Annotated in this window: 20 protein-coding genes, 2 tRNA genes and 4 pseudogenes; 20 read left to right on the top strand and 6 right to left on the bottom strand. The window is 38.4% G+C overall.

The window, feature by feature from the left end:
• Positions 1-137: 137 nt before the first annotated feature.
• Positions 138-1,286, top strand: a pseudogene (locus QFX10_RS10920) (transposase); the annotation flags it as partial.
• A gap of 42 nt (positions 1,287-1,328) precedes the next feature.
• On the opposite strand, the pseudogene QFX10_RS10915 reads toward QFX10_RS10920, so the two are convergent.
• Positions 1,329-2,899: pseudogene (locus QFX10_RS10915) on the bottom strand (IS3 family transposase).
• Between the two features lie 140 nt (positions 2,900-3,039).
• Between QFX10_RS10915 and QFX10_RS10910 the strand changes: the two are divergent.
• On the top strand, positions 3,040-3,489 hold the full coding sequence (locus QFX10_RS10910; protein ID WP_280606243.1) for a transposase: 450 nt from the start codon (positions 3,040-3,042) through the stop codon (positions 3,487-3,489).
• A 44-nt stretch (positions 3,490-3,533) separates the two neighbouring features.
• On the opposite strand, the gene QFX10_RS10905 is transcribed toward QFX10_RS10910, so the two are convergent.
• A complete protein-coding gene (locus QFX10_RS10905) occupies positions 3,534-4,040 on the bottom strand; it encodes a YslB family protein (RefSeq protein ID WP_280606242.1) in 507 nt (168 codons plus the stop codon).
• A gap of 140 nt (positions 4,041-4,180) precedes the next feature.
• Here QFX10_RS10905 and QFX10_RS10900 point away from each other — a divergent pair, with 140 nt between their 5' ends.
• The 4 genes from QFX10_RS10900 to QFX10_RS10885 all read left to right on the top strand — a co-directional run bounded on the left by QFX10_RS10900 (position 4,181) and on the right by QFX10_RS10885 (position 6,141).
• A complete protein-coding gene (locus tag QFX10_RS10900) occupies positions 4,181-4,774 on the top strand; it encodes an XTP/dITP diphosphatase (protein ID WP_280606241.1) in 594 nt (197 codons plus the stop codon).
• A complete protein-coding gene (locus QFX10_RS10895) occupies positions 4,775-5,296 on the top strand; it encodes a metallophosphoesterase (RefSeq protein ID WP_280606240.1) in 522 nt (173 codons plus the stop codon). It begins immediately after the preceding gene.
• A 224-nt stretch (positions 5,297-5,520) separates the two neighbouring features.
• Positions 5,521-5,593, top strand: a tRNA-Glu gene (locus QFX10_RS10890).
• A gap of 227 nt (positions 5,594-5,820) precedes the next feature.
• Positions 5,821-6,141 carry a hypothetical protein gene (locus QFX10_RS10885; RefSeq protein WP_280606239.1) on the top strand — a complete coding sequence of 107 codons (321 nt, stop codon included), beginning with the start codon at positions 5,821-5,823 and terminating at the stop codon, positions 6,139-6,141.
• 86 nt (positions 6,142-6,227) lie between these two features.
• Here QFX10_RS10885 and QFX10_RS10880 read toward each other — a convergent pair.
• Positions 6,228-6,300 (bottom strand) — tRNA-Gln (locus QFX10_RS10880).
• Between the two features lie 380 nt (positions 6,301-6,680).
• On the opposite strand from QFX10_RS10880, the gene QFX10_RS10875 reads away from it, so the two are divergent.
• The 5 genes and pseudogenes from QFX10_RS10875 (at position 6,681) to QFX10_RS10855 (ending at position 11,751) form a co-directional block, all read left to right on the top strand.
• On the top strand, positions 6,681-8,141 hold the full coding sequence (locus QFX10_RS10875; protein ID WP_280606238.1) for an amino acid ABC transporter substrate-binding protein/permease: 1,461 nt from the start codon (positions 6,681-6,683) through the stop codon (positions 8,139-8,141).
• Positions 8,141-8,881, top strand: a complete 741-nt coding sequence (locus QFX10_RS10870) for an amino acid ABC transporter ATP-binding protein (protein ID WP_280606237.1) — start codon at positions 8,141-8,143, stop codon at positions 8,879-8,881. The genes QFX10_RS10875 and QFX10_RS10870 overlap by 1 nt, the downstream gene beginning before the upstream one ends.
• Positions 8,882-8,942: 61 nt before the next feature.
• Positions 8,943-9,203, top strand: coding sequence for a LysR family transcriptional regulator (locus QFX10_RS10865; protein ID WP_280606236.1), 261 nt, complete (start codon positions 8,943-8,945; stop codon positions 9,201-9,203).
• A gap of 329 nt (positions 9,204-9,532) precedes the next feature.
• Positions 9,533-10,139, top strand: a pseudogene (locus QFX10_RS10860) (nuclease/transposase family protein); the annotation flags it as partial.
• Positions 10,140-10,530: 391 nt separating this feature from the next.
• A complete protein-coding gene (locus QFX10_RS10855; RefSeq protein ID WP_280606235.1) occupies positions 10,531-11,751 on the top strand; it encodes an MFS transporter in 1,221 nt (406 codons plus the stop codon).
• A 39-nt stretch (positions 11,752-11,790) separates the two neighbouring features.
• On the opposite strand, the gene QFX10_RS10850 is transcribed toward QFX10_RS10855, so the two are convergent.
• Complete coding sequence (locus QFX10_RS10850) at positions 11,791-12,120, bottom strand: hypothetical protein (protein ID WP_280606234.1); 330 nt, start codon at positions 12,118-12,120, stop codon at positions 11,791-11,793.
• Positions 12,121-12,279: 159 nt separating this feature from the next.
• Between QFX10_RS10850 and QFX10_RS10845 the strand changes: the two genes are divergently transcribed.
• The 4 genes and pseudogenes from QFX10_RS10845 to QFX10_RS10830 all read left to right on the top strand — a co-directional run bounded on the left by QFX10_RS10845 (position 12,280) and on the right by QFX10_RS10830 (position 16,649).
• On the top strand, positions 12,280-12,948 hold the full coding sequence (locus QFX10_RS10845) for a histidine phosphatase family protein (RefSeq protein ID WP_280606233.1): 669 nt from the start codon (positions 12,280-12,282) through the stop codon (positions 12,946-12,948).
• Positions 12,948-13,955 carry a serine hydrolase domain-containing protein gene (locus tag QFX10_RS10840; RefSeq protein ID WP_280606232.1) on the top strand — a complete coding sequence of 336 codons (1,008 nt, stop codon included), beginning with the start codon at positions 12,948-12,950 and terminating at the stop codon, positions 13,953-13,955. Before QFX10_RS10845 ends, QFX10_RS10840 begins: the two co-directional genes overlap by 1 nt.
• Before the next feature lie 72 nt (positions 13,956-14,027).
• Complete coding sequence (gene manA, locus QFX10_RS10835; RefSeq protein WP_280606231.1) at positions 14,028-14,990, top strand: mannose-6-phosphate isomerase, class I; 963 nt, start codon at positions 14,028-14,030, stop codon at positions 14,988-14,990.
• Positions 14,991-15,078: 88 nt separating this feature from the next.
• Positions 15,079-16,649 (top strand): annotated as a pseudogene (locus QFX10_RS10830) (IS3 family transposase).
• Positions 16,650-16,710: 61 nt separating this feature from the next.
• Here the strand turns inward: QFX10_RS10830 and QFX10_RS10825 are convergent.
• Both QFX10_RS10825 and QFX10_RS10820 read right to left on the bottom strand, forming a co-directional pair.
• Positions 16,711-17,415 (bottom strand): type 1 glutamine amidotransferase, encoded by a 705-nt coding sequence (locus tag QFX10_RS10825; protein WP_280606230.1) that lies wholly within the window; start codon positions 17,413-17,415, stop codon positions 16,711-16,713.
• A complete protein-coding gene (locus QFX10_RS10820; RefSeq protein ID WP_280606229.1) occupies positions 17,415-18,764 on the bottom strand; it encodes a Mur ligase family protein in 1,350 nt (449 codons plus the stop codon). Before QFX10_RS10820 ends, QFX10_RS10825 begins: the two co-directional genes overlap by 1 nt.
• Positions 18,765-18,917: 153 nt before the next feature.
• Between QFX10_RS10820 and QFX10_RS10815 the strand changes: the two genes are divergently transcribed.
• The 5 genes from QFX10_RS10815 to upp all read left to right on the top strand — a co-directional run bounded on the left by QFX10_RS10815 (position 18,918) and on the right by upp (position 23,180).
• Positions 18,918-19,508 carry a thymidine kinase gene (locus QFX10_RS10815; RefSeq protein ID WP_280606228.1) on the top strand — a complete coding sequence of 197 codons (591 nt, stop codon included), beginning with the start codon at positions 18,918-18,920 and terminating at the stop codon, positions 19,506-19,508.
• Positions 19,509-19,522: 14 nt separating this feature from the next.
• Entirely contained in the window at positions 19,523-20,608 is a 1,086-nt protein-coding gene (gene prfA, locus QFX10_RS10810) for a peptide chain release factor 1 (protein ID WP_280606227.1), read from the top strand.
• Positions 20,601-21,437, top strand: coding sequence for a peptide chain release factor N(5)-glutamine methyltransferase (gene prmC, locus QFX10_RS10805; protein WP_280606226.1), 837 nt, complete (start codon positions 20,601-20,603; stop codon positions 21,435-21,437). The genes prfA and prmC overlap by 8 nt, the downstream gene beginning before the upstream one ends.
• 17 nt (positions 21,438-21,454) lie before the next feature.
• Complete coding sequence (locus QFX10_RS10800) at positions 21,455-22,477, top strand: L-threonylcarbamoyladenylate synthase (RefSeq protein ID WP_280606225.1); 1,023 nt, start codon at positions 21,455-21,457, stop codon at positions 22,475-22,477.
• A gap of 73 nt (positions 22,478-22,550) precedes the next feature.
• Positions 22,551-23,180: a uracil phosphoribosyltransferase gene (upp, locus tag QFX10_RS10795; protein ID WP_280606224.1), complete on the top strand. Its 630-nt coding sequence runs from the start codon at positions 22,551-22,553 to the stop codon at positions 23,178-23,180.
• Positions 23,181-23,354 lie beyond the last annotated feature (174 nt).

Raw genomic sequence — 23,354 nt, 5'->3', positions numbered from 1 at the left:
AAAAAAGGGGCTGGGAAAAAACTCAGTTCTAATAAAGAAAGAGGCTCACGTCGAATTTTTTTCAACGTGAGCCTTTTCATATGATCGATCTCTTGCTAATATTAAGTTGACCAAAACCAATAAAGGAGAGACCTACCATGTATAAAAATTATAACACATCTGAGCTGGAATTAGATATCACTTATTCAATGAAATTACCTGATGATCATATTGCTGTTTTGATCAGTCGCTTTGTTGATTCGATCCCCCAAGATATTCTTTTAGAGGACACTTCACATACCGGTCGTCCAGCTTTTCATCCAGCTATGCTTTTAAAAATGACTTTATTTGCTTATCTTGAATCCGTCTTTTCTGGTAGAAAGATCGCTAAATTGAATCAATACTATCTTCCAATGATGTGGTTAAGTGGAAATACTTCTGTTAGTTATAAGACTATCAATAACTTTCGGTCAAGTGATCATGCTAAAAAGATCATCGAAAAAACCTTTGTGCTGTTTACTTTGCTTCTATCTAAAAATGGTATGTTAGATGCCGATGAAGCTTTATTTATTGATGGTACTAAATTAGAAGCTGATGCTAATCGCTATAGTTTTACCTGGAAAAATGCTTCTGATAAGTTTGAAAAGTCGCTTGATGAAAGAGTAGCTAAGACCTATGACGAGCTGATCCAACACCAAGTTGATATCGCTATTTCAAAAGATATGCTGGGGTCCAGTGATGCGATAAAGGAGCTTATTAAGGGGACCGATCTTAAATTAGATGCGATTGAAGAAGATATCGCTACTGAACCTAAAGTCATAAAAGGTGGTTCAAAAAATAAGCGAGCTCGTCGAAGACTAAAAAGCATCAAACGCAAACTCCAAACTGATCTTCTGCCAAGAAAAGAAAGATACGAACGTAATAGGAAGATCTTTCAGGGACGAAATAGCTTCTCAAAAACAGATAATGACGCTACTTTTATGCGTTTAAAGGAAGATCATATGAAAAATGGGCAACTAAAGCCTGCTTACAATTTACAGATCGCGACTAGCGGTCGCTTTGTCCTACATTATGATATATTTCCTAACCCAACGGACACACGGACATTAGTGCCATTTTTAAAATCTTTTACTAACTTAGAACTATTCAAATATATAGTGGCGGACGCTGGATATGGGAATGAAGCTAACTATCAGGCTGTTACTGATATGTTTGAAAAGATCCCATTGATGCCCTATCCAATGTATCAAAAAGAACAGAGTCGTAAATACAAAAAAGATCCACGCAATATCAAAAATTGGACATATTGATCTGAGACCCGTCAAGTGAACAACTAAATAATTAAAATTCTAGGCAGCCTGATTCCGGTATTCTTCTGGAGTCAGGCTGTTTAGTTTTATTTGGTAACGTTGGGTATTGTAGAACTTGATATAGTTTTCGATCATTTCTACAAGTTCTCCATATGTTTCACATTTTAGCCAATAATAACATTCTGTCTTGAAATGACTCCAAAAACTTTCCATTGGTGCGTTATCGATACATTTCCCCACTCGAGACATACTTCTTGTAACACCATGCCTTGAGGTCAACCGAAGATATTCCTTTGAAGTATATTGAAATCCACGATCACTGTGAAGAAGTAGATTAGCTTCATTTAAATGCGTGAATGCTTTTTCTAAAGTCTTCATGACAAGCCGATTATCATTTCTTTTACTAATTTCAAAACTTATGATAGATCCATCGTATAGATCTTTGATCGCACTTAAATAAGCTTTTTGTCCTAAGCCATATTCTAAATAAGTGACATCAGTCACCCACTTTTGATTAGGTCTAGTAGCGGAAAAATCACGACCTAAAGTATTTTCTTCGTAGTTTAAATGTTCTGAACGAGTACAACCTCGGCGTTTGCGACGAATTACTGAATATAAACCAAGGACTCTCATTAAGCGACGAATACGTTTGAAGTTATATTGTTTTTGATACTTTCGATTGATAAGAAGAGTCATTCTTCTAGAACCGTAAATTCCATTTAAAGCATGAAATTCTTTTTTTATGATCTCACTTAACCATTCATTTTCCAAAGTACATTGTGATTTTGGAGCAGTTAAATAACGATAATACCCTGAGCGCGATACATTTAAGATCGCACAAAGGATCCAGAGTTCAATTTGTGGAAACTCTTTAAGAACTTCCTGAATAGCTTTAAAACGCAGATTTTTAGGTATAAAGCTTATCTCCTCCTTTCGAGTTCGTCCAATTTTTTTAAAACGATATTTTCTGCTTCTAGATATTTATTACGTTCTTTCAAACGTAGGATCTCAAGCTTGAGACGCTCAGTTTCAGAAAGAGTCTTATAATCACGATCTTTAACTGTTTTACCACGATTATCGTATAATGCCTTTTCGCCATCTACTTCAAACTTTTTGACCCAATTATAGACTTGGGAATAAGAAACATTATATTTATCGATCGCTTTGTGATAATTCTTATTATTAGCAAGTGTATACTGAACTATTTCGAGCCGTTCCTTAAAAGTAGTTTTACGTCCATGTTTCATTCTATTACGACCTCCAATGGTAGCTTTAAAGCCTTTTCCATTAGTATACAAGTTGATCCATTTACGTAAAACCGAAACACTCGAAATATTGTATTTATCACAAATTTTCTTTGGTGAACGTCCATTTTCTAAATATTCTAGAACCGCAGTTGTTTTTAATTCAACTGAATATTCTTTCCAGGTTCTAGACTCTTTTAAGCCATCTAAACCGCCAGCTTTGTATTTTCTGATCCAATTATCAAATGTATTTTTAGAAATGGTATATTTCCGGCAGATAAAGTACTTACTATATTGTCCACTAAGATACTCGGAGACTGCCTGGTATCTTTCTTCAAGTGTATGTTTAGTAGTTCTTCTAGACATAAAAAATCCCCCTAGAGTGATCACAGAATCTTTATTATTTCCGTGTCCACTCTAGGGGAATCATATCATATCATGCAGAAGATGATTATTATATAGATCCTGACGGTGTAGTATTTAAGTTTCAAAGATACAGTTCAAGTGTGGACAAATATGGATTCAAAAGAAACTTTAAAGTTTATGTAGCTGATATTTTCCAGGCTACTAAAGAACTTGAAAACTTAGCTAAGACGCCTAAAGGCTATCAGCGAACTAAAGCCATAAATTATAACTGGGAATTTTTTAAAAATAGTGCCACAGAAGACCTTTCAAGTGAAAAGGGTTCAAAGATCTACGCGAGAAGACGTACAGATGTTGAAACCATTTTCGGAGATATGAAGGGTAATTTTGGCGTACGCCGAGTACATGTTAGAGGAGAGAAAGCAGTTCGAAATGAGATCGGACTGATACTTTTGACGATCAATATATCAAAATTATGGCACCTATTCAAAGAAATAGGGGGAGGATTTTTGAAAAAACGATCCGAAAACAAGCATAAAAGAAAAATACCTGATCAAATTTCTCAAAAACGAGATTTGATCAGGTATTTTTAGTTCAGGCTAGTAGTTTTTTCCCAGCCCCTTTTTTATCGTGCAATTTATTCTTCGGGGAGATCTGCTTGTGGTCGTGTCAAAATCAAAGGTTCAACTTCATCGATCTCATTTAGATCGAGAGGATCTTTTGTATCGATCTGGACGAGGATCGTGATCGTATCATGTGTTTTTTTATCGATGATCGCTTCAGTGATAAAGCCAAGTTGGCGTTGGATCGTTTCAGCTAAAAAACCAGCTTCGAGTAAAAATTCACAATTATGATTCAATTTTTGACGTAGTTCAACGCTTGGACCGCTCAATTCAAAATATTGCTGATCTTTTTTAGCTTTGACACGTTTGAGATAGCCCCAGTCAGCTTGTTCAAAAAAAAGTGGTAAATCTTCATCTTTAGCAAGGGGAAAGAGGCGTGCGAGGCGTTTTCCTGCCCAATAGAGGATCGTATTATCTTTACCTAAAATATCGGGGATCAAGGCATCGCGGATGATCGTTTCGCCTAAACTTGTTTTGGTCGTATTAGCCGCAGTCGCTAACATATAAAAGTTGTCTTGCATTAAAAAAGGTCACGTCCTTCTAAAGTGTTCTTTTTCATTATAGCATAGATCAAGTTGAGTAAAACCGCTGAATGGCTTAAATTACTAGACTATGCTATACTCAAGGAGCAGATAAAAATTCTTTAGAGTAGGTGAACGGTGTGGAAAAAATTTTGATCGCAACTAAAAATGAAGGAAAAGCGCGTGAATACCGCCAGATCTTTGCGCCTAAAGGTTTTACGGTCGTAACTTTGAATGACTTGCCTGAAAAGATTGAAATTGAAGAAAATGGAAAGACATTTATTGAGAATGCTACGCTAAAGGCCACTGCTTTAGCTGAACAAACAAACGTCTTGACTTTGGCGGATGATTCGGGCCTTTGTGTTGATGCTTTAGCAGGTGCTCCAGGGATCTATTCAGCTCGCTATGCTGGTGATCACGATGACCAGGCGAATAAAGCAAAGCTTTTACAAGAACTAAAAGACGTTCGAGGTCAAGCGCGTAGTGCCCATTTTCACTGTGCGATCGTCGTTGTCAAACCAGATAAAACGCGTTTAGTTGTTGAAGGAAAAGTTGATGGTTTGATCTTAGAAGAAGAGCACGGAACAGGTGGCTTTGGCTATGACCCGTTATTTTATTATCCTGAGTTAGGGCGTTCTTTTGCAGAACTTTCAATGGAAGAAAAAAATAAGGTCAGTCACCGTGGACGAGCTGTGGCAATGCTATTGGAAAAATTTGATGAATGGTGGGATTAGATGCGATATTTGGTTGTCAGTGATAGTCATGGAGATAAAGAGATCTTATTAAAATTGATCGAAAATTTTTTTGATCAAGTCGATGCGATGTTTCATTGTGGCGATTCAGAGCTTTCAGCTGATGATGAGGTCTTTGCTTATTTTAGTACGGTCACGGGAAATTGTGACTACGAGCCAGCTTTTAAAGAAGAGCGGACTTTTTCGTTTGGAACAGATAAGATCTTATTAGCCCATGGGTATCTTTTAGGAGTTTCTTTTGGTTTGGATAGCTTTTTAAAAGAGATGGACCGTGTCAAAGCTAACTTAGGCTTTTTTGGACATACTCATCAACTTGGGGTCGAAAAGATCGCTGGTAAGATCGTCTTAAATCCAGGAAGTATCAGTTATCCACGCGGAAAATACCAGGTCTTAGGTGGGACTTTTGCAATCGTTGAAACAAGTCCAACCCAGACTGTGATCCAATACTATGATCGCCAATTGCAACCACTAAAAGATCTTAAGGTCGTTTTTAAAAATGCCTAGTGAACTCAAAGTTTTACGCAAAAAATTGCTGTGGTGGTCAGTTGGAACGCTTTTTCTTTATTCGAGTCAAATTTATTTTGAGCTAGCTTGGTTAAAGTTCGTTTGTCTGTTGAGTTTTGGATACTGTTTACTACTCTTTAGCGCGTATTTGTTTTTTTTAGTAAAATTTTTGCATAAGTAGTTGACGAATATAAAAAAACGAGTATACTAGTAAGAGTAGTAATTGCCCGTTGGTCAAATTGGTTAAGACGTCGCCCTCTCAAGGCGGAGTTACGGGTTCGATCCCCGTACGGGTGATAGATTTATTAAGAAAGAGGATCTATTCATCAAGTGATGGATAGATCCTCTTTTATAGTAAAGTTTGATAAAAATGAAACAAAAAAGTGTTTCTGTGTCTTAAAGGTGCTATAATGATATAGTTAGTCAAAGAGGAGATCTTATGTTTGCGTTAAGTAGATCTTGACCTAAGCTAAGATCTACTAAAGAGAACATTTAGTAGATAATATAGAGAAAGGGGATATTATATGTTAAGAAAAACAAAGAACTTTTTGCGAGCTCACGGTGTCGAATATGAAAAAGAACATGTCAATCCTTTGATGGTGCCTGAGAAAGTGTATGTTTTGAAATTTGGTAAAAAAGATGGGAAATTCTTGAATCGTTTCATTGTAGAACATACGTATACTTGGACTGGGCGCGATAAGATCAATAAGATCACTTTGCGTTTGCATGGTCAAAAGCATCCGCGTGAATTTGCTAATGAGGCTAAGCTTTTACAATATTTAAAAAAATATGCGTATCGTTACACTGAGGATGGGGCAACTGAGCGCAAACACCATCGGCGCTGATGGTGAAAAAGTCGTGGCAACACGGCTTTTTTTTGTATAAAAAAAGCAACTGCTAGTAGTAACAGTTGCTTTTCTAGTGATCATAGTTGGGCATACAGGGTTCGAACCTGTAAATTATGGATTCAGAGTCCACTGCCTTACCGATTTGGCGAATGCCCAATAAAAACTCAACTACTATAGTTTATGCCTCGGATCTAAATTTGTCAATACTGAAAAAGAGCTCCCTGATGGTATTTTTGTGTTATATTTTATTACATATTTAAGTAAGTTGTGAATGTTGCAGTTTTTAACTATAAAAGCTTGTTTTATAAGCTTTTTTAGATTTTAGTAGCAAAAAACATAAGTGACATATTAATATTTTTAACTAAAAATTAATAAAAAAGAAATAAAAAGCTAAAAAATCGCATTTCTTAAGGGGAAAAAGATTGGAATTTATTCTTTTATTTTAAAATGATAACGGTGCCAAAAAAGGTCATGTATTATTTTCTAACAGAAGTGTGCTATAATATTTTTATCAATTCTAGTAAAGGGGAGTTCCCATGAAGAAGTTTATTGCAATTCTTAGTGCATTTCTTGGATTATTTATGTTGGGTGCGTTTGTCCAGCCGACACAGATCCAAGCGGCAGAGCAAAAAACATATACGATCGATACAGATGTGACTTTCCCACCATTTGTATATGCTAATTCAGAAAATAAATATGTGGGGATCGATATCGAACTGTTAAAGGAGATCGCTAAAGAAGAAGGGTTCAAGGTAGATATCCGACCTGTTGGCTTTAATGCTGCTGTTCAATCAGTCAGCTCAGGTCAAGCAGACGGGATGATCGCTGGAATGTCGATCACAGAAGAAAGAAAACAAAAATTTGATTTTTCCGATCCATACTATTCAGCTGGGATCGTCATGGCAGTCAAAGAAGGCAGCGGGATCAAAAGCCTTTCTGAATTAAAAGGTAAAAAAGTTGCCGTTAAGACTGGGACTGCTGGTGCAGACTACGCTAACTCGATCAAAGCTAAATACGGTTTTGAAATTGTTACTTTTGATGATTCAGATGGTGTTTATAATGATGTGATCAACGGGAATTCAGCCGCCTGTTTTGAAGATAGTGCGGTGATGTATTACGCGATCAAAAATGGGCTCAACTTAAAAGTTGTGACAAAACCAGCTAATACGACTGAGACAGGTTTTGCAGTCAAAAAAGGGCAAAACCAAGAGTTGCTCAAGATGTTTAATGAAGGTCTTGCTAAATTAAAGGCAAATGGCCAATACGATAAGATCATCAAAAAGTACACAGAAGGTAAAGCGACTTCAGAAACAAAAGCTAAAAATACAACAACTAATTCAGAAGATCGAACTGTTTTAGGGATCTTAAAAGAAAATAAAGATGCTTTTATTTCAGGGATCATTGAGACATTAAAATTGACAGTTGTAGGGATCTTTTGCGCTACGATCTTTGGGGTTTTAGTCGGACTATTAGGTGTCTTGCCGAATAAATTCTGTCGTGGTCTCTCGACAACGATCATCTATATTTTCCGTGGTCTGCCATTGATCGTGTTAGCTTTATTCATCTATAATGGCGTCCCAAGCTTGATCGGAAGTAAAGTTCCAGCTTTCTTAGCTGGTGTGATCACCTTGATGTTAAATGAAGGTGCTTATACAGCGGCCTTTGTCAAAGGTGGGATCGAATCTGTCGATCGTGGTCAGATGGAAGCTGCTCGAAGTCTAGGACTTCCATTTGGAAAAGCGATGCGCCGTGTCATCTTACCACAGGGGATCAAAGTGATGATCCCGTCATTTATCAATCAATTTATCATTACTTTAAAAGATACTTCGATCTTATCAGTGATTGGATTGCTTGAACTTACACAAACAGGTAAGATCATTATTGCGCGGAACTTAGAAGGTTTCCGTGTTTGGGCGATCGTTGCAGTAGTTTACTTACTGCTCATTACGATCTTAACGCTTATCTCAAAATGGATCGAACGGAGGATCAATAACTAATGACTGAATACAAAGTAGATGTTACCGATTTACAAAAAAGCTATGGTTCTAACCATGTTTTAAAAGGGATCGATTTTAAAGTAGCCAATAATGAAGTGGTCGTATTGATCGGGCCTTCTGGTTCGGGGAAAAGTACCCTTTTACGTTGCTTGAATAAGTTAGAAGAACCAACTTCTGGTTCGATCGTGATCGATGGAAATGACATTGCTGATAAAAAGACAAATATCGATAAAGCTCGGGAAAATATCGGAATGGTTTTTCAACATTTCAATTTATTCAATAACTTGACTGTTGGTGAAAATATTATGTTGGCTCCAGTTGAATTAGGAAAGGCTTCTAAAGAAGAGGCGCGTGCTAAAGCTGAAGAGCTTTTAGAAACAGTTGGGTTGTCAGATAAATTCGATGCCAAACCAAGCTCGCTTTCTGGGGGGCAAAAGCAACGGGTTGCGATCGCGCGTGCTCTAGCGATGAATCCAGATGTTATGCTATTTGACGAACCGACGAGTGCGCTTGATCCAGAAATGGTCGGTGATGTTTTAGAAGTTATGAAAGATCTGGCCAAAAACGGGATGACGATGGTCGTTGTGACTCATGAAATGGGCTTTGCTAAAGAAGTAGCCGATCGCGTTGTCTTTATGGCAGACGGTTATGTCGTTGAAGAAGGACGGCCAGAAGATGTTTTTGAAGCGCCAAAGAACGAAAGAACAAAAGCGTTCTTGGATAAAGTTATCAATGTGTAATATAATAAAAAGAGCTTGTCGATCGACTAGCTCTTTTTATTATTTTTAAGGGGGGATCAAAGTGACTAAAACTTTACTCGTAATGCATGAAAATACGGGAGATTACTATCGCATGAATAAGGCAGAATTTGAGAATCTTCCAGTGATCGGTGAACATATCTATAATAGCGATGGAGTGACGTATCTCATTGAAGATGTAGTCGCATTAGCAGGATATGATTCGACCAAAGGAGTCGCTACGATCTTAGTCGTCAAGCCAGTCGCAAAAGATGACCCTGCTAATACGTTGTATGGGTTAGATGTCGAAAAAGATCTTTTTTGATGTGTAAATAGATGTTTTTCAGGAAAACGTTATAAAAAGAGCCCAAGTTGTCTGGGCTCTTTTTCATTGCCTTTTAAAGATATTTTGTTAGAATAGTACTATTGAATGAGTGGAATGGTCTAACTGTTGCTAAAAACATAATAACACCTATAGAAAAAATAAAGTGTGTGATGAGTATTATGTCAATGATAAAACCAAAAAAATGGCTGAAAGATCAGGTATTACAGTTAGAACTTTAAAAGCTCATAACTCCTGCTGATCGACAAGTAATATGCTAGAGTAGCAACACATAGTCAGAAAAAATGATTTAGTAAGCATTGTACAAGGTGGTGATAAGCACTCAAAAAGTGAGACTTTATCCAAATCAAACCATAAGAAAAGTTCTTGGTGATCTATGTGCTCATCGTAGATACTGTTGAAATCAAGTTTTAGTTCTATGGGATGATATGTATGATAGATCGTTTCTTTTAGACAACAAGTTGTTTAGACCTAGTGAACGCAAAGTTTGTGATAAATTAGTAGCCACTAAAGAAGATCGCAGCTTGGGGCCAACCAAAATTTAAGTCTAAGAAAGCTCTTAGACAAGGCTTTAAAAATGCTCGAGCTAAGATCATCAACGGAAAATTATGCTTAGATAAATTTCTAGGGAGCAAAACTTGGTATGATATTAAATTCAAAGACGCTAAGAACTTAGAAGGTGAATTAAAAGTTATTTCAATTTATCGTGAAAATGGTAAGTACTGGGCACATTGGCCTTTTGAGATCGAGATAAAAAAGCAGATCAAGACTGGTAAGGACTCAGCCGTTGATGTCAAGGTCAGACATCTAAAATATACAGATGGTAAAACTAATACTTTGCCAGATAATTTGAAACGACTCTATAAATGTATCAAGTATTATCAAAGAAAATTAGCTAGAAAACGTGTTGTGAATGGTCTAGTTTTAGTTGATAAATATTATTCGAGCACGCAACGTTGTTCTAAGTGGGGTACGATCATGGATCGAGATGAAAATACAGTATAAAAAAGATAACGGGGTGGGCTACATCCCAAAGCTCTCAGAGCTAGTCGATGTCATTACCTTCTAGTTAGGATATGGGAATACTAGTGTTGATGGTAGTAAATAAAATTTAGGAAAGAAAAAGCTATATTTCTTTCTCAAATATGAGCAGATTTGCTTACATTTTATATAGCAGGGAAATAAGAATAATTTTACAAAGCACATATCTGTAAAAAAGAAAAGTAGGTCTATAAAAATGGTTAAGGGGCGTTTTTGCAGATGGCATCATTGACCTACGCGCCTCAATTTTTGGATAGGAAATGTACTGATGGAAACAACAGAAAAATTACCGTCTTCGTGGAAAAAGACCTTTATTACGCTATGGATCGGGTGTTTTATGACTGGACTAAATTTTTCGATGACGATGCCATTTATGTCGTTATATATCGAAACACTTCATCCATATGGTAAATTTGAACTTAACTTATATTCTGGTTTGGCTTTTGCCGTTACATATCTAGCCCAAGCGATCGTCTCACCGATCTGGGGCAATCTTGCTGATCGTAAAGGTCGTAAATTAATGTGTTTACGAGCTGCTGGAGTCATGACTTTTACGATTTTTGCTGTTGGTCTAGTACATCATGCAATGACGATCATTATTTTGCGTTTTGTACAAGGAGCTTTCTCAGGTTATATCAATAATGCGACGGCCTTTATGGCAAGTGAGACACCACATTCGCGCTCAGGGTCGGTCATGTCGAATATGATGACTGCTAGTGTCACAGGGAACTTGATCGGACCTTTAGTCGGCGGACTTTTAGCTGGTTGGGCAGGCTATCGGGTGACGTTTTTTGTTTGTGGAGCGATGATGGGGATCGTTTTTTTACTGACACTGTTCAATACAAAAGAACATTTTACACCAGTCGAAGCAACAAAAATGCGTCCGATAAAAGAGATCTTTGCTACCTTAGAGAATCAAAAGTTGATCGTTGTAATGTTTATCACCACGTTATTTGTACAAGCGGCCTTGATGTCGATTGCACCGATCATCAGTTTATTAGTCAAAGAATTGATGCATGGGCAAGGCAATGTTTCGTTTGTCAGTGGGATCGTTGCTGCAATGCCAGGATTTGGGACGTTATTAGTCGCCTCGCGTTTAGGTGTCAAGATGGATCGGATCGGGCCGTTGAAGATCTTAGTTATCGGTTTGGCAGCGGCAACGCTTGTTTTTATCCCGATGTATTTTGTTAGCTCCCCTTGGGCGCTTGGAATGTGGCGTTTTTTATTGGGGATCGCAAATGCGGCTTTGATGCCTGCTGTACAAACACTTTTGACGATCAGTGTACCAGATGAGGCTTTTGGGCGGATCTTTAGTTATAACCAATCATTTCAAGCGGCTGGTTCAATGATCGGTGCGGTTTTAGGCTCGATCATCTCAGGCTTGTTTGATTATCAAGTTGTCTTTTTAGTGACGGCTTGTTTGATGTTATGTGATCTTTTATTAGTGTGGAGCGTTGGAAGTCCATTCAAAAAAGAATTAAAAGCGTAAAAAAAGCTTAGCACCACAAAAAAGTGGGGCTAAGCTTTTTTATTCGAAAGAAAGTTCTAATAAAAAGAGATGTTGATCAGTCAAATAAGCAGTCGTCATCCAGATTTCTTTATATGGTGGCGTGCTTTGGTGGACTTTATACCAAAAATATTGGAAAAGCTCGGTATGCCTAGCGACAAGGAGTGGATCTAAGCGCTCAGCAACTAATTTATTACTTAAAAAATAAGTGCTGTGATCAGCTGTTGCAGGAAGATCTGTAAAAAAGAATTGGATCACATTATCATACTTAGCTTTGAGCGAAACGATCTGATCTGTGTGTGCTTTTAAATGTTGTAAAACATCATGTGCCATTGCTGCGTTATTTATCAAAAGAAACCCTTCTTTGTAAGTTGATATAAGTTGCCTTTATTGTACCACGAAGTCATTTGATAATTTAATAAATAAAATTGAAGATAGTTAATAGTTTTATGAAGAGCCTCCAGCGTACTATAATAAAAACAAAGGCATTTTTTGAGAGTTGGTGATGATATGGCAGTGATACATTTTTATTTAGTCCGACATGGACAAACAACATTAAATCGTTCGCGGCGTTTGCAGGGGACGACGAATTCGCCGTTGACTAAAAAAGGGATCCGGATGGCACGAAGATTAGGTAAAGAATTAGCTAATATCAAATTTAAAGCAGTCTACACGAGTGATCTTGAACGGACTAAAGAAACAGCACGCTACATTTTGGAAGAAAATAAAAAGGGCTATCCTCCGATCTATAGTGACCCTGATCTGCGAGAATTGAGTTTTGGAAAATTTGAAGAAGCTAACAATTTTAAAATGGTTCCGACAGCATTGCGAACTTTAGGTTTAAAAAAAATCATCAAAGCTTTTGCTAACGAAGAACATGTGTCAGAGTTGACTGAACTTTTCCGCACGATGGACGGAGAAGAAGCGATCGAAACTTCTGTTCATTTAGAACAGCGCTTCGTACGGGCTTTAAAAACGATCGCGTGCGAATATGAAGGTGAAGAATGTAATATTTTGATCGTGACCCACGGGTTGATCTTATCTAACTTTTTAGAATCTTTAAATGGCGATGTGCCCCTTTTTTTAGTGGACAATTCACGTGCAAGTCGAGTCGATTATGAGAACGGCGAATTTAAGATCATTTATATCAATCGGTTAAAACCAGAGGATAATGACTAATGTATGAACAAACAAAAAAGGAGCTTGATAGTTTAGTGACTAAAGGGATCGTTCCGGGGATCTCGTATGCTTTTATCACGCATGACCAAGTCGAAAAAAAGATCTTTGGTCAAAAACAATTAGTTCCGGTAAAAAAGCCACTTGTCGGGGGCGAACTTTATGATCTAGCTTCATTGACAAAAGTGATCGGGACGACAACAGTCATTTTAAAATTAGCTGAACAAGGTAAACTTGCGATCGATGATCCTGTCCAAAAATATTTGATCCGTTTTACTGATCAACGTGTAACGTTGCGTCATTTATTGACACACACTTCAGCGTTGAGTGGCTATATCAAGGATCGTGATCATTTACCGCCAAAAGAGCTTTTAACAGCGTTATATACTTTGAGACCTAAAGCGTGGCTCGGAAAGAAAGTCGTTTACGCTGATATCGGTTTGATCTTATTGGGGGAAGTGATCGAAGTTTTTTATGGTCGCCCAGTTCAAGAGGTGATCGCAAGTGAAGTTTTGGCTCCTTTACAAATGAACGAAAGTACCTTTACCCCTGAAAAAGATCGTTGTGTTCCGACTGAAATAACGGCGGAACGTGGTCTGATCCAAGGAGAAGTACATGATCCCAAAGCATATATTTTAGGAAAACATTGTGGCTCGGCGGGCTTGTTTGCTCCTTTAGATGATCTGATCATTTTTGCACAATGGCTGTTAGGAAAAAGACGGCCACTACGACCTATTGTAACGGATAAAACGCTTACGATGCTTTTTAGAGATCACACCCCGACAAGAAAGCTTGGGCGGTCACTAGGCTGGGATCTGCGCTATGATCCAAAAGGTCAAGCGTGTTTGTATCACACTGGCTTTACTGGAACTTTTATCGTCATCGATCGTAAAAATCAAACAGCCTTGATCGTTTTATCAAATCGGATCCACCCAAGTGCAGATAACGAGCCGTTTTTGAAATGGCGAGATGTGATCGTAAGTGACTATCTTAGAGAAAAAGAATCATAGTGAAAAGGTTTACAAAGGAATGATCGGTTATTATAATAAAAGTATAGACTTTTTAGTGAAGGTGAGTATTTTATGAGTGAACCGTTATTTTTAAAACCATATTTTCAAGAAAAGATCTGGGGCGGTCAAAAGCTCCATGATATTTATGGTTATCAGATCCCAAGTGCACACACGGGTGAGTGTTGGGCGATCTCAGCCCATCCACATGGTCCAGCGCGTGTTGAGAATGGTCCATACAAAGGACTGACACTTGATCAAGTTTGGGAAAAACATCGTGCCGTGTTTGGCAATGCTTCAGGCGCTGTTTTTCCTTTATTGACTAAGATCTTAGACGCTAAAGAAGATCTCTCAGTGCAAGTGCATCCAGATGATGCGTATGCTAAAGAACACGAAGGTGAGTTAGGCAAGACTGAATGTTGGTATGTTTTAGCGGCTGAAGAAGGCGCGCAGATGTATTATGGACACCATGCTAAAAGTAAAAAAGAGTTAGCTCAAATGATCAAGGAAGAGAAATGGGACAAACTTTTACGCAAGATCCCAGTCAAAGCAGGGGACTTTTTATACGTTCCGGCAGGTACGATCCACGCGATCGGTAAAGGGATCATGGTCCTAGAAACACAACAAAGCTCAGATACGACATATCGTCTATACGATTTTGATCGGATCGATCAAACGACAGGTAAAAAGCGTGAGTTACATTTAGAAGATTCGATCAATGTAACGAATGTGCCACACGTTGATCCTAAACTTGAGATAAAAACAAGCAAACAAGGTGCTAAAAAAGTGACCTGCTTTGTCAAAACCGATTTCTTTGCCGTATATAAATGGGAACTTACTGGAAGTGCAACTTTTGAACGAGAAAAAGCGCCATACACGCTTGTTTCTGTTTTGGAAGGTGACGGTCAGCTCGAAGTTTCAGGAAGAACATATGAACTTAAACGTGGGATGCATTTCATCTTGCCAAATGATGTTACTTCATGGACATTAGCAGGAGATATGATGTTGATCGCTTCTGAGCCTGGCGAAAAAGCGTAAAAAAAGATCTGCTGTTTTTTTGATATGATTCCCCTAGAGTGGACACGGAAATAATAAAGATTCTGTGATCACTCTAGGGGGATTTTTTATGTCTAGAAGAACTACTAAACATACACTTGAAGAAAGATACCAGGCAGTCTCCGAGTATCTTAGTGGACAATATAGTAAGTACTTTATCTGCCGGAAATATACCATTTCTAAAAATACATTTGATAATTGGATCAGAAAATACAAAGCTGGCGGTTTAGATGGCTTAAAAGAGTCTAGAACCTGGAAAGAATATTCAGTTGAATTAAAAACAACTGCGGTTCTAGAATATTTAGAAAATGGACGTTCACCAAAGAAAATTTGTGATAAATACAATATTTCGAGTGTTTCGGTTTTACGTAAATGGATCAACTTGTATACTAATGGAAAAGGCTTTAAAGCTACCATTGGAGGTCGTAATAGAATGAAACATGGACGTAAAACTACTTTTAAGGAACGGCTCGAAATAGTTCAGTATACACTTGCTAATAATAAGAATTATCACAAAGCGATCGATAAATATAATGTTTCTTATTCCCAAGTCTATAATTGGGTCAAAAAGTTTGAAGTAGATGGCGAAAAGGCATTATACGATAATCGTGGTAAAACAGTTAAAGATCGTGATTATAAGACTCTTTCTGAAACTGAGCGTCTCAAGCTTGAGATCCTACGTTTGAAAGAACGTAATAAATATCTAGAAGCAGAAAATATCGTTTTAAAAAAATTGGACGAACTCGAAAGGAGGAGATAAGCTTTATACCTAAAAATCTGCGTTTTAAAGCTATTCAGGAAGTTCTTAAAGAGTTTCCACAAATTGAACTCTGGATCCTTTGTGCGATCTTAAATGTATCGCGCTCAGGGTATTATCGTTATTTAACTGCTCCAAAATCACAATGTACTTTGGAAAATGAATGGTTAAGTGAGATCATAAAAAAAGAATTTCATGCTTTAAATGGAATTTACGGTTCTAGAAGAATGACTCTTCTTATCAATCGAAAGTATCAAAAACAATATAACTTCAAACGTATTCGTCGCTTAATGAGAGTCCTTGGTTTATATTCAGTAATTCGTCGCAAACGCCGAGGTTGTACTCGTTCAGAACATTTAAACTACGAAGAAAATACTTTAGGTCGTGATTTTTCCGCTACTAGACCTAATCAAAAGTGGGTGACTGATGTCACTTATTTAGAATATGGCTTAGGACAAAAAGCTTATTTAAGTGCGATCAAAGATCTATACGATGGATCTATCATAAGTTTTGAAATTAGTAAAAGAAATGATAATCGGCTTGTCATGAAGACTTTAGAAAAAGCATTCACGCATTTAAATGAAGCTAATCTACTTCTTCACAGTGATCGTGGATTTCAATATACTTCAAAGGAATATCTTCGGTTGACCTCAAGGCATGGTGTTACAAGAAGTATGTCTCGAGTGGGGAAATGTATCGATAACGCACCAATGGAAAGTTTTTGGAGTCATTTCAAGACAGAATGTTATTATTGGCTAAAATGTGAAACATATGGAGAACTTGTAGAAATGATCGAAAACTATATCAAGTTCTACAATACCCAACGTTACCAAATAAAACTAAACAGCCTGACTCCAGAAGAATACCGGAATCAGGCTGCCTAGAATTTTAATTATTTAGTTGTTCACTTGACGGGTCTCAGATCATTTTGCAGCAGATCTTTTTTTAGTATGTTGGTTTGATGACGAGAGCTTCTTGCGAGCTAAGGTCAGCTTCAGGATACTTACGCTTTAAAGCTGTGAGTAAGATCCGCTTAGCTAACTGTCCGTTACGCGCTAAGATCGGTCCGTGGAAATAGGAGCAATAGACATTTTTGTAGATCGCACCTTCTCCTTGATCTTGCCCATTATTTCCGTGTCCGCTAAGGACTTTACCTAAAGGTCGTTCGCCTTTACCTAAGTAGGTGACCCCATTGTGGTTCTCAAAACCGTGATATGTTTGACCTGTTTCTTCATTTTCGATCACGATATCACCGATAAAACGATTATTATCTTGACTCTTTGTATAATGGTCTAAAGCTCCGATCCCTTCGATCCGTTGGCCGTCAGCACCAATATAATATTTACCAAGTAGCTGATAACCGCCACAGATCGCAAGCATTGGTCCGCCAGCTTCGATAAAAGCAGTCAACGCTTGCTTCTTATCTTGAATATCTTTAGAGACGATCATTTGTTCATAATCTTGTCCGCCTCCAAAAAAGGCAATATCAAATTTTTCACTATCAAAAGGTGTTTTCAGTGAGATGACTTCAGATGTCAATTCAACATCCATTTGTTTAGCATAGTATTCTAAAACTAAGACATTCCCGATATCACCGTAAGTGTTTAAGAGATCTCCGTAGAGATGTGCTAAATGAAGTTGATATTTCATCAATCCATGCCTCCTTTGATATAACCTTCATCGGCTAAAAGTTTGCGGAGCTGTAAAACAGCTGTATAAGTTGCTAAAACGTAGATGTGCTTTGTTGGCATCGTTTTGAGATATGCTAAGACATCTTTTAAACTTTCACGTTGTGCAAAATTTTCTTCAGGCACACCAGCCACGCGTAATCTGAAAGTGATATCTTTATAGCGTTCGCCACCAGTCAAGACGCTTGGGATCTTTTCAAAAGGTAGTTCTTCAAATGTGCCATCCCAGATCCAGCTCGTATCGATCCCATCAGCATAGTTGGCATTCAAGAGCACAGCTAAAGAAAATGGTTCAGGATCGGTCTTTATCATCTCTAAAACTTGATCAAGACCAACTGGATTTTTAACTAAGATCATCGTAACTTCTTTTCCATCAAGATCGATGACTTCTTGGCGACCAAAGACCTTTTCGTCATTTTGGCTCAATGCTTGGCAGATCGCTTGTGGACTAACACCAAGTTGTGCTCCCACGGCGTATGCCGCTAAAGCGTTGTAAATATTATACGTTCCACCGATATGCAGATCGACTTGGTGTCCATTGATCGTAAACTTGGATGATTGGGGGGTCTGCGCTAAGATCTGATCGACTTTATAAGTCAGTTCTGGACGCTTGAAGCCACAATTTGGACAGAAATATTTGCCTAAATTACTGTAAGAACGGTATTTAAAGTGTAAGATCTGTTGACAATTTGGGCATAGTAAGCCGTCAGTGTTAGCCGGCGCAAGTTGGTCTTGTTCTTCTTTATCAGAAAATCCGTAGTAGATAACTTCATTGGGTAATTCTTTACTATTAAAGATCGGAGCATCTCCGTTGGCGATCACTAAGGCTTTGGGGTGCATCAAAACACCTTTTAAGATCTTGTCATAAGTTGTGTAGATCTCTCCGTAGCGGTCCATTTGATCGCGAAAAAGATTTGTCAAAACAAAGATCTTTGGTGCGATATATTGACAAACGATCGGGACATTAGCTTCATCTGTTTCAAGGACTGCTAATTTTTTCCCGCTTTTAGTTTTTTTAGCCGTCAAAAAGGCCGTGACGATCCCTTGTTTCATATTTGAACCGCTTTTATTAGTCAAAACATTTTCATATTTTGCTTGTAAAGTCTTGACTGTCAGAGCAGTTGTCAAGGTTTTTCCATTTGTCCCAGTGATGATCACGATCTCATAATCTTTGGCAAGCTCTTGTAAAACATCGGGATCCAGTTTTAACGTTAATTTTCCTGGAAGTGACGTGCCACCGTGCATAAAATTATGCAAAAACCAGTGGGACGTTTTGCCCGCTGCGATCGCTAATGAACTTTTAAACGACATAAAACATCCTCCGTTTTTTTTCTTCAACTTGTATCTTACCACAAAAGCAGCTAGGGTTGAACTTTAGGGAAGAGAGCGTAAAAATTTTATAATGAAATTTATTAGTAAATCGGCTATACTAGTTTAGGAAAGCTCAAAAGGATGGTGACGTCAGTGGCACAGCTTTTTTTTCGTTATGGTGCGATGAATAGTGGAAAGACGATCGAGATCTTAAAAGTTGCTCATAACTATGAAGAACAAGATAAAAGTGTGATCATTATGACAAGTGGTCTCGATGATCGGGATGGAGTCGGGTACGTCTCCAGTCGGATCGGATTGAAGCGCAAAGCTTTTCCGATCTTTGAAAAAGATGATCTTTTTCAAAAAGTTAAAGAATTAGATCCTAAAGCGGCTTGCGTTTTAGTTGATGAAGCCCAATTTCTAAGTAAGCATCACGTTTTAGAATTAACAAAAGTCGTTGATGAATTGAATATTCCAGTAATGACATTTGGGCTAAAAAATGATTTTCGTAATGAGCTCTTTACAGGCTCGAAATACTTACTATTATATGCTGATAAGATCGAAGAGATGAAGACGATCTGTTGGTTTTGCAATAAAAAAGCGATCATGAATCTTCGTGTCAATGATGGGCGTCCAGTCTATGACGGAGCTCAGATCGAGATCGGAGGCAATGAATCATACTATCCTGTATGTCGTAAGCATTATTTCAAGCCACTGCTCGATAACGGACAGATCATTAAATAAGAAAGGATACTTTGATGGATAAGTTATTTGATAGACTACAAATGCTTGAAGATCGCTACGAAGAGTTAGGGGAACTTCTCTCTGACCCAGATGTGATCGCAGATACAAAACGGTTTATGGAGCTCTCAAAAGAAATGGCCGATCTCCGTGAAACTGTCGAGAAGTATAATAAATATAAACAGATCGTACAACAGATCAAAGATGATGAAGAAATGTTGAGTGCCGGTCTTGATGACGATGAAATGACAACGATGGTCAAAGAAGAATTGGCGACTTCAAAAGATGAAAAAGAACAACTTGAAGAAGAGATCAAGATCTTGTTATTACCAAAAGACCCTAACGATGACAAAAATATCATCATGGAGATCAGAGGTGCTGCTGGTGGAGATGAAGCTAGTTTGTTTGCAGGTGATCTCTTTACGATGTATAGTAAATACGCTGAACGGCAAGGTTGGAATATCGAAGTGATCGATAAGACTTTGACTGAAGTTGGTGGTTTCAAAGAAATTGCGCTTTTGATCAACGGAAAAAGCGTTTACTCTAAATTGAAGTATGAATCAGGGGCTCACCGTGTGCAACGGATCCCAGTAACTGAATCTGCTGGTCGTGTGCATACATCAACGGCAACAGTAGTCGTAATGCCGGAAGAAGAAGATGTCGAGATCGAGATCGATCCTAAAGACATCCGCGTTGACGTTTATCGTGCTTCAGGTGCTGGTGGCCAACATATCAATAAAACGTCTTCTGCTGTGCGCATGACCCACTTACCAACAGGGATCGTAGTTGCGATGCAAGATCAACGTTCACAACAACAAAACCGCGAAAAAGCAATGAAGATCTTGCGGGCCCGGGTCTACGATTATTATGCTGAAAAAGAACAAAGTGCATACGATGAAAATCGAAAGTCAGCGGTCGGGACAGGTGATCGTTCTGAACGGATCAGAACTTATAATTATCCACAAAACCGTGTGACTGATCATCGGATCGGTCTGAGTTTGAATAAACTTGATCGGGTCATGAACGGAGAGTTAGACGATGTGATCGATGCTTTAGTTCTTTATGATCAAACTAAAGCCTTGGAAGAACTGCAAAATGGATAAAATAACAGTTTTCAAAGCTCAGCAATGGGCTTTTTCTTTTATAAATAAGCACCAAAAAGAAGAATCTGCCGCAGAATTATTATTATGTGGCCAATTTGGCTGGGATACGACCCAACTTTTAATGCATTACCAAGATGAACTTTCGACCAAAGAGTGGAATTTGTTCAAACAAAATGTCGAAAAATACTGTCAAGGTTGGCCTGCACAATATCTTTTAGGAAAGACGAAGTTTTTTGGCTTGGATCTTAAAGTCACCCCAGCAACTTTGATCCCACGGCAAGAAACAGAAGAGCTAGTAGAGTGGGTCTTAGCCGATGAACCTAAAAAAGGTGCAAAACTTTTAGATATCGGAACAGGAACAGGGGCGATCGGTTTGACATTAAAGCATGAACGACCTGATCTTGATGTGACCTTGAGTGATATTTCAAGTGAGGCTTTAGCTGTAGCAAAAGTAAATGCAGCCAATTTGAAGACTGAAGTCAAATTAAAGCAAGGAGACCTTTTTGAAAATATTACGGGACAGTTTGATGTCATCGTTTCCAATCCACCATATATCGCTGAGAACGAACGAAATTTGATGGACGAAAGTGTTTTACTGCATGAACCAAAGTTAGCGCTCTTTGCACCAGATAACGGTCTTTATTTGTATAAACGCTTAGCTCAAGAGATCGCGCCCTATCTTACTTCAAAAGCCCGACTATATTTAGAGATCGGCTTTGCTCAAGGGGCCTCTGTCGTAGCGCTCTTTGAAAAAACTTTTCCTCAAGCACAAGTAGATTTGAAGTATGACCTGAGCGGAAATGCGCGGATGGTCCGAGTTGAATTTTAAAGAAAGGAAGAATAAAAGTGTTGATAACAAAGATCTATCGACCAGATGAGATCAAAGAAGCTGCAAAAGAGCTTCGTTTAGGTGAATTGATCGCCTTTCCGACTGAAACTGTCTACGGACTAGGGGCAGATGCAACTAATGAGCAGGCAGTCAAACGTGTTTATCTTGCCAAAGGACGTCCCTCAGATAATCCGCTGATCGTGACAGTTAGTTCTAAGGAGATGGTCGAAAAATATACAGGAGCATTATCAAAAGAGGCTCAAAAGTTGATGGCTACTTTCTGGCCGGGTTCGTTGACGATCGTTTTGCCGATCAAACCAGGCGCACTTTCAAAAGCAGTGACTGGAGGCTTAGAAACAGCTGCCTTTCGAATGCCAAAAAATAAAACAACATTGGCTTTGATCAAAGAAGCTAATGTCCCGCTTGTCGGACCTTCAGCTAATTCTTCTGGCAAACCTAGTCCTACGACAGCACAACATGTTTTTCATGATCTTGAAGGACGGATCAGAGGGATCGTTGATGATGGTCCAACAACAGTAGGTGTTGAGTCGACGATCATCGATCTCAGCACAAAACATCCGACGATCCTCCGCCCTGGTTTAGTCACAGCAGAAGAACTTGAAACGGTCTTACAAACAGAAGTGATCAGTGATAAGCATAAAGTTGGTCAAAAAGAAACACCTAAAGCTCCAGGAATGAAGTATAAGCACTATGCTCCAAGTGCTCAAGTTGTGATCGTTTCTCCTCTTGAGTGGGAAAAAGCCTTAGCGTTTGCTAACGCCAATAAACAAGCCGTTGCGATCATGGCACTTGAAAAAGATCTGGCAAATGTTTCAACAGAGATCCCGACATTTAGTTTAGGCGAAAATATCACAAGTGCTAGTCAACGTCTATTTGCAGGTCTGCGGCACTTTGATGATCAGATCCGTCCAGAGATCATTTTATGTGCTGGTTTTGCAGAAGAAGGCTTAGGTGCTGCTTATATGAACCGTTTGAAAAAAGCAGCGGGAGAGACATTTTTTTCTGATCTAAAAATTTGACCGTTTTTAGGTAGCCATAGGGGGGCATTTCGGCTAAAATAAGTAACAGGATCCAATCTAAGGAGGAAGAAAAATGGGAAAATTTGAAGTATTAGATCATCCGTTGATCCAACATAAATTAACGATCATTCGCGATAAAAATTGTGGCACACGCGAATTTAGACAATGTGTCGATGAGATCGCAGCTTTAATGGCGTATGAAGTTTCACGTGAGATGCCTTTGGAGGATGTAGAAGTTCAAACGCCGATGGGAGTTACAACTAAGAAACGTTTAGCAGGTAAAAAGGTGGTCGTTGTCCCGATCTTACGTGCAGGTCTAGGGATGGTCGAAGGTATTTTGAACCTTATCCCAGCTGCTAAAGTTGGCCATATCGGGATGTATCGAGATGAAGAAACGATGCAGCCACATGAATACTTTGTAAAAATGCCTAGTGATCTTGCTAATCGTGAGATCTTTATCGTTGACCCAATGTTGGCGACTGGGGGGTCAGCGATCATGGCAGTTGATGCTTTAAAGAAGCGGGGGGCTCAATCGATCAAGTTCGTTTGTTTAGTAGCAGCACCTGAAGGGGTCGAAGCTTTACGTAAAGCTCATCCAGATATCGATATCTTTGCAGCAGCTTTAGATGAGCGTTTAGATGAAAATGGTTATATCGTTCCTGGGTTAGGGGATGCTGGTGACCGACTATTTGGAACTAAATAGTCGACAAGTGATCAAATGTGTCGCTTATTTTAAAAAAATCATAAATAAAAATCAAAATCCTTGAAAATACGCGCTTGATCAGTGTTTTATAAATTTTTTGATTTTTGATTTCTGTTTTGTATTTTAATTAAAATGGTGGTATTATTTCATTTGTATTCAAAATTAGTTCGGTTA

It is taken from the genome of Ligilactobacillus faecis, assembly GCF_029889745.1.
Lineage (GTDB): Bacteria > Bacillota > Bacilli > Lactobacillales > Lactobacillaceae > Ligilactobacillus > Ligilactobacillus faecis.
This window is presented reverse-complemented; position numbering and strand designations above follow the sequence as displayed.

Bases quoted from the DNA above. Each gene is read 5' to 3' on its own strand.
- QFX10_RS10840 (WP_280606232.1), top strand. From the start codon at position 12,948: ATGTATGAACAAACAAAAAAGGAGCTTGATAGTTTAGTGACTAAAGGG.
- QFX10_RS10845 (WP_280606233.1), top strand. From the start codon at position 12,280: ATGGCAGTGATACATTTTTATTTAGTCCGACATGGACAAACAACATTA.
- QFX10_RS10855 (WP_280606235.1), top strand. From the start codon at position 10,531: ATGGAAACAACAGAAAAATTACCGTCTTCGTGGAAAAAGACCTTTATT.
- QFX10_RS10885 (WP_280606239.1), top strand. From the start codon at position 5,821: ATGTTAAGAAAAACAAAGAACTTTTTGCGAGCTCACGGTGTCGAATAT.
- QFX10_RS10820 (WP_280606229.1), bottom strand. From the start codon at position 18,764: ATGTCGTTTAAAAGTTCATTAGCGATCGCAGCGGGCAAAACGTCCCAC.
- upp (WP_280606224.1), top strand. From the start codon at position 22,551: ATGGGAAAATTTGAAGTATTAGATCATCCGTTGATCCAACATAAATTA.
- prmC (WP_280606226.1), top strand. From the start codon at position 20,601: ATGGATAAAATAACAGTTTTCAAAGCTCAGCAATGGGCTTTTTCTTTT.
- QFX10_RS10895 (WP_280606240.1), top strand. From the start codon at position 4,775: ATGCGATATTTGGTTGTCAGTGATAGTCATGGAGATAAAGAGATCTTA.
- prfA (WP_280606227.1), top strand. From the start codon at position 19,523: ATGGATAAGTTATTTGATAGACTACAAATGCTTGAAGATCGCTACGAA.
- QFX10_RS10870 (WP_280606237.1), top strand. From the start codon at position 8,141: ATGACTGAATACAAAGTAGATGTTACCGATTTACAAAAAAGCTATGGT.
- QFX10_RS10875 (WP_280606238.1), top strand. From the start codon at position 6,681: ATGAAGAAGTTTATTGCAATTCTTAGTGCATTTCTTGGATTATTTATG.
- QFX10_RS10905 (WP_280606242.1), bottom strand. From the start codon at position 4,040: ATGCAAGACAACTTTTATATGTTAGCGACTGCGGCTAATACGACCAAA.
- manA (WP_280606231.1), top strand. From the start codon at position 14,028: ATGAGTGAACCGTTATTTTTAAAACCATATTTTCAAGAAAAGATCTGG.
- QFX10_RS10825 (WP_280606230.1), bottom strand. From the start codon at position 17,415: ATGAAATATCAACTTCATTTAGCACATCTCTACGGAGATCTCTTAAAC.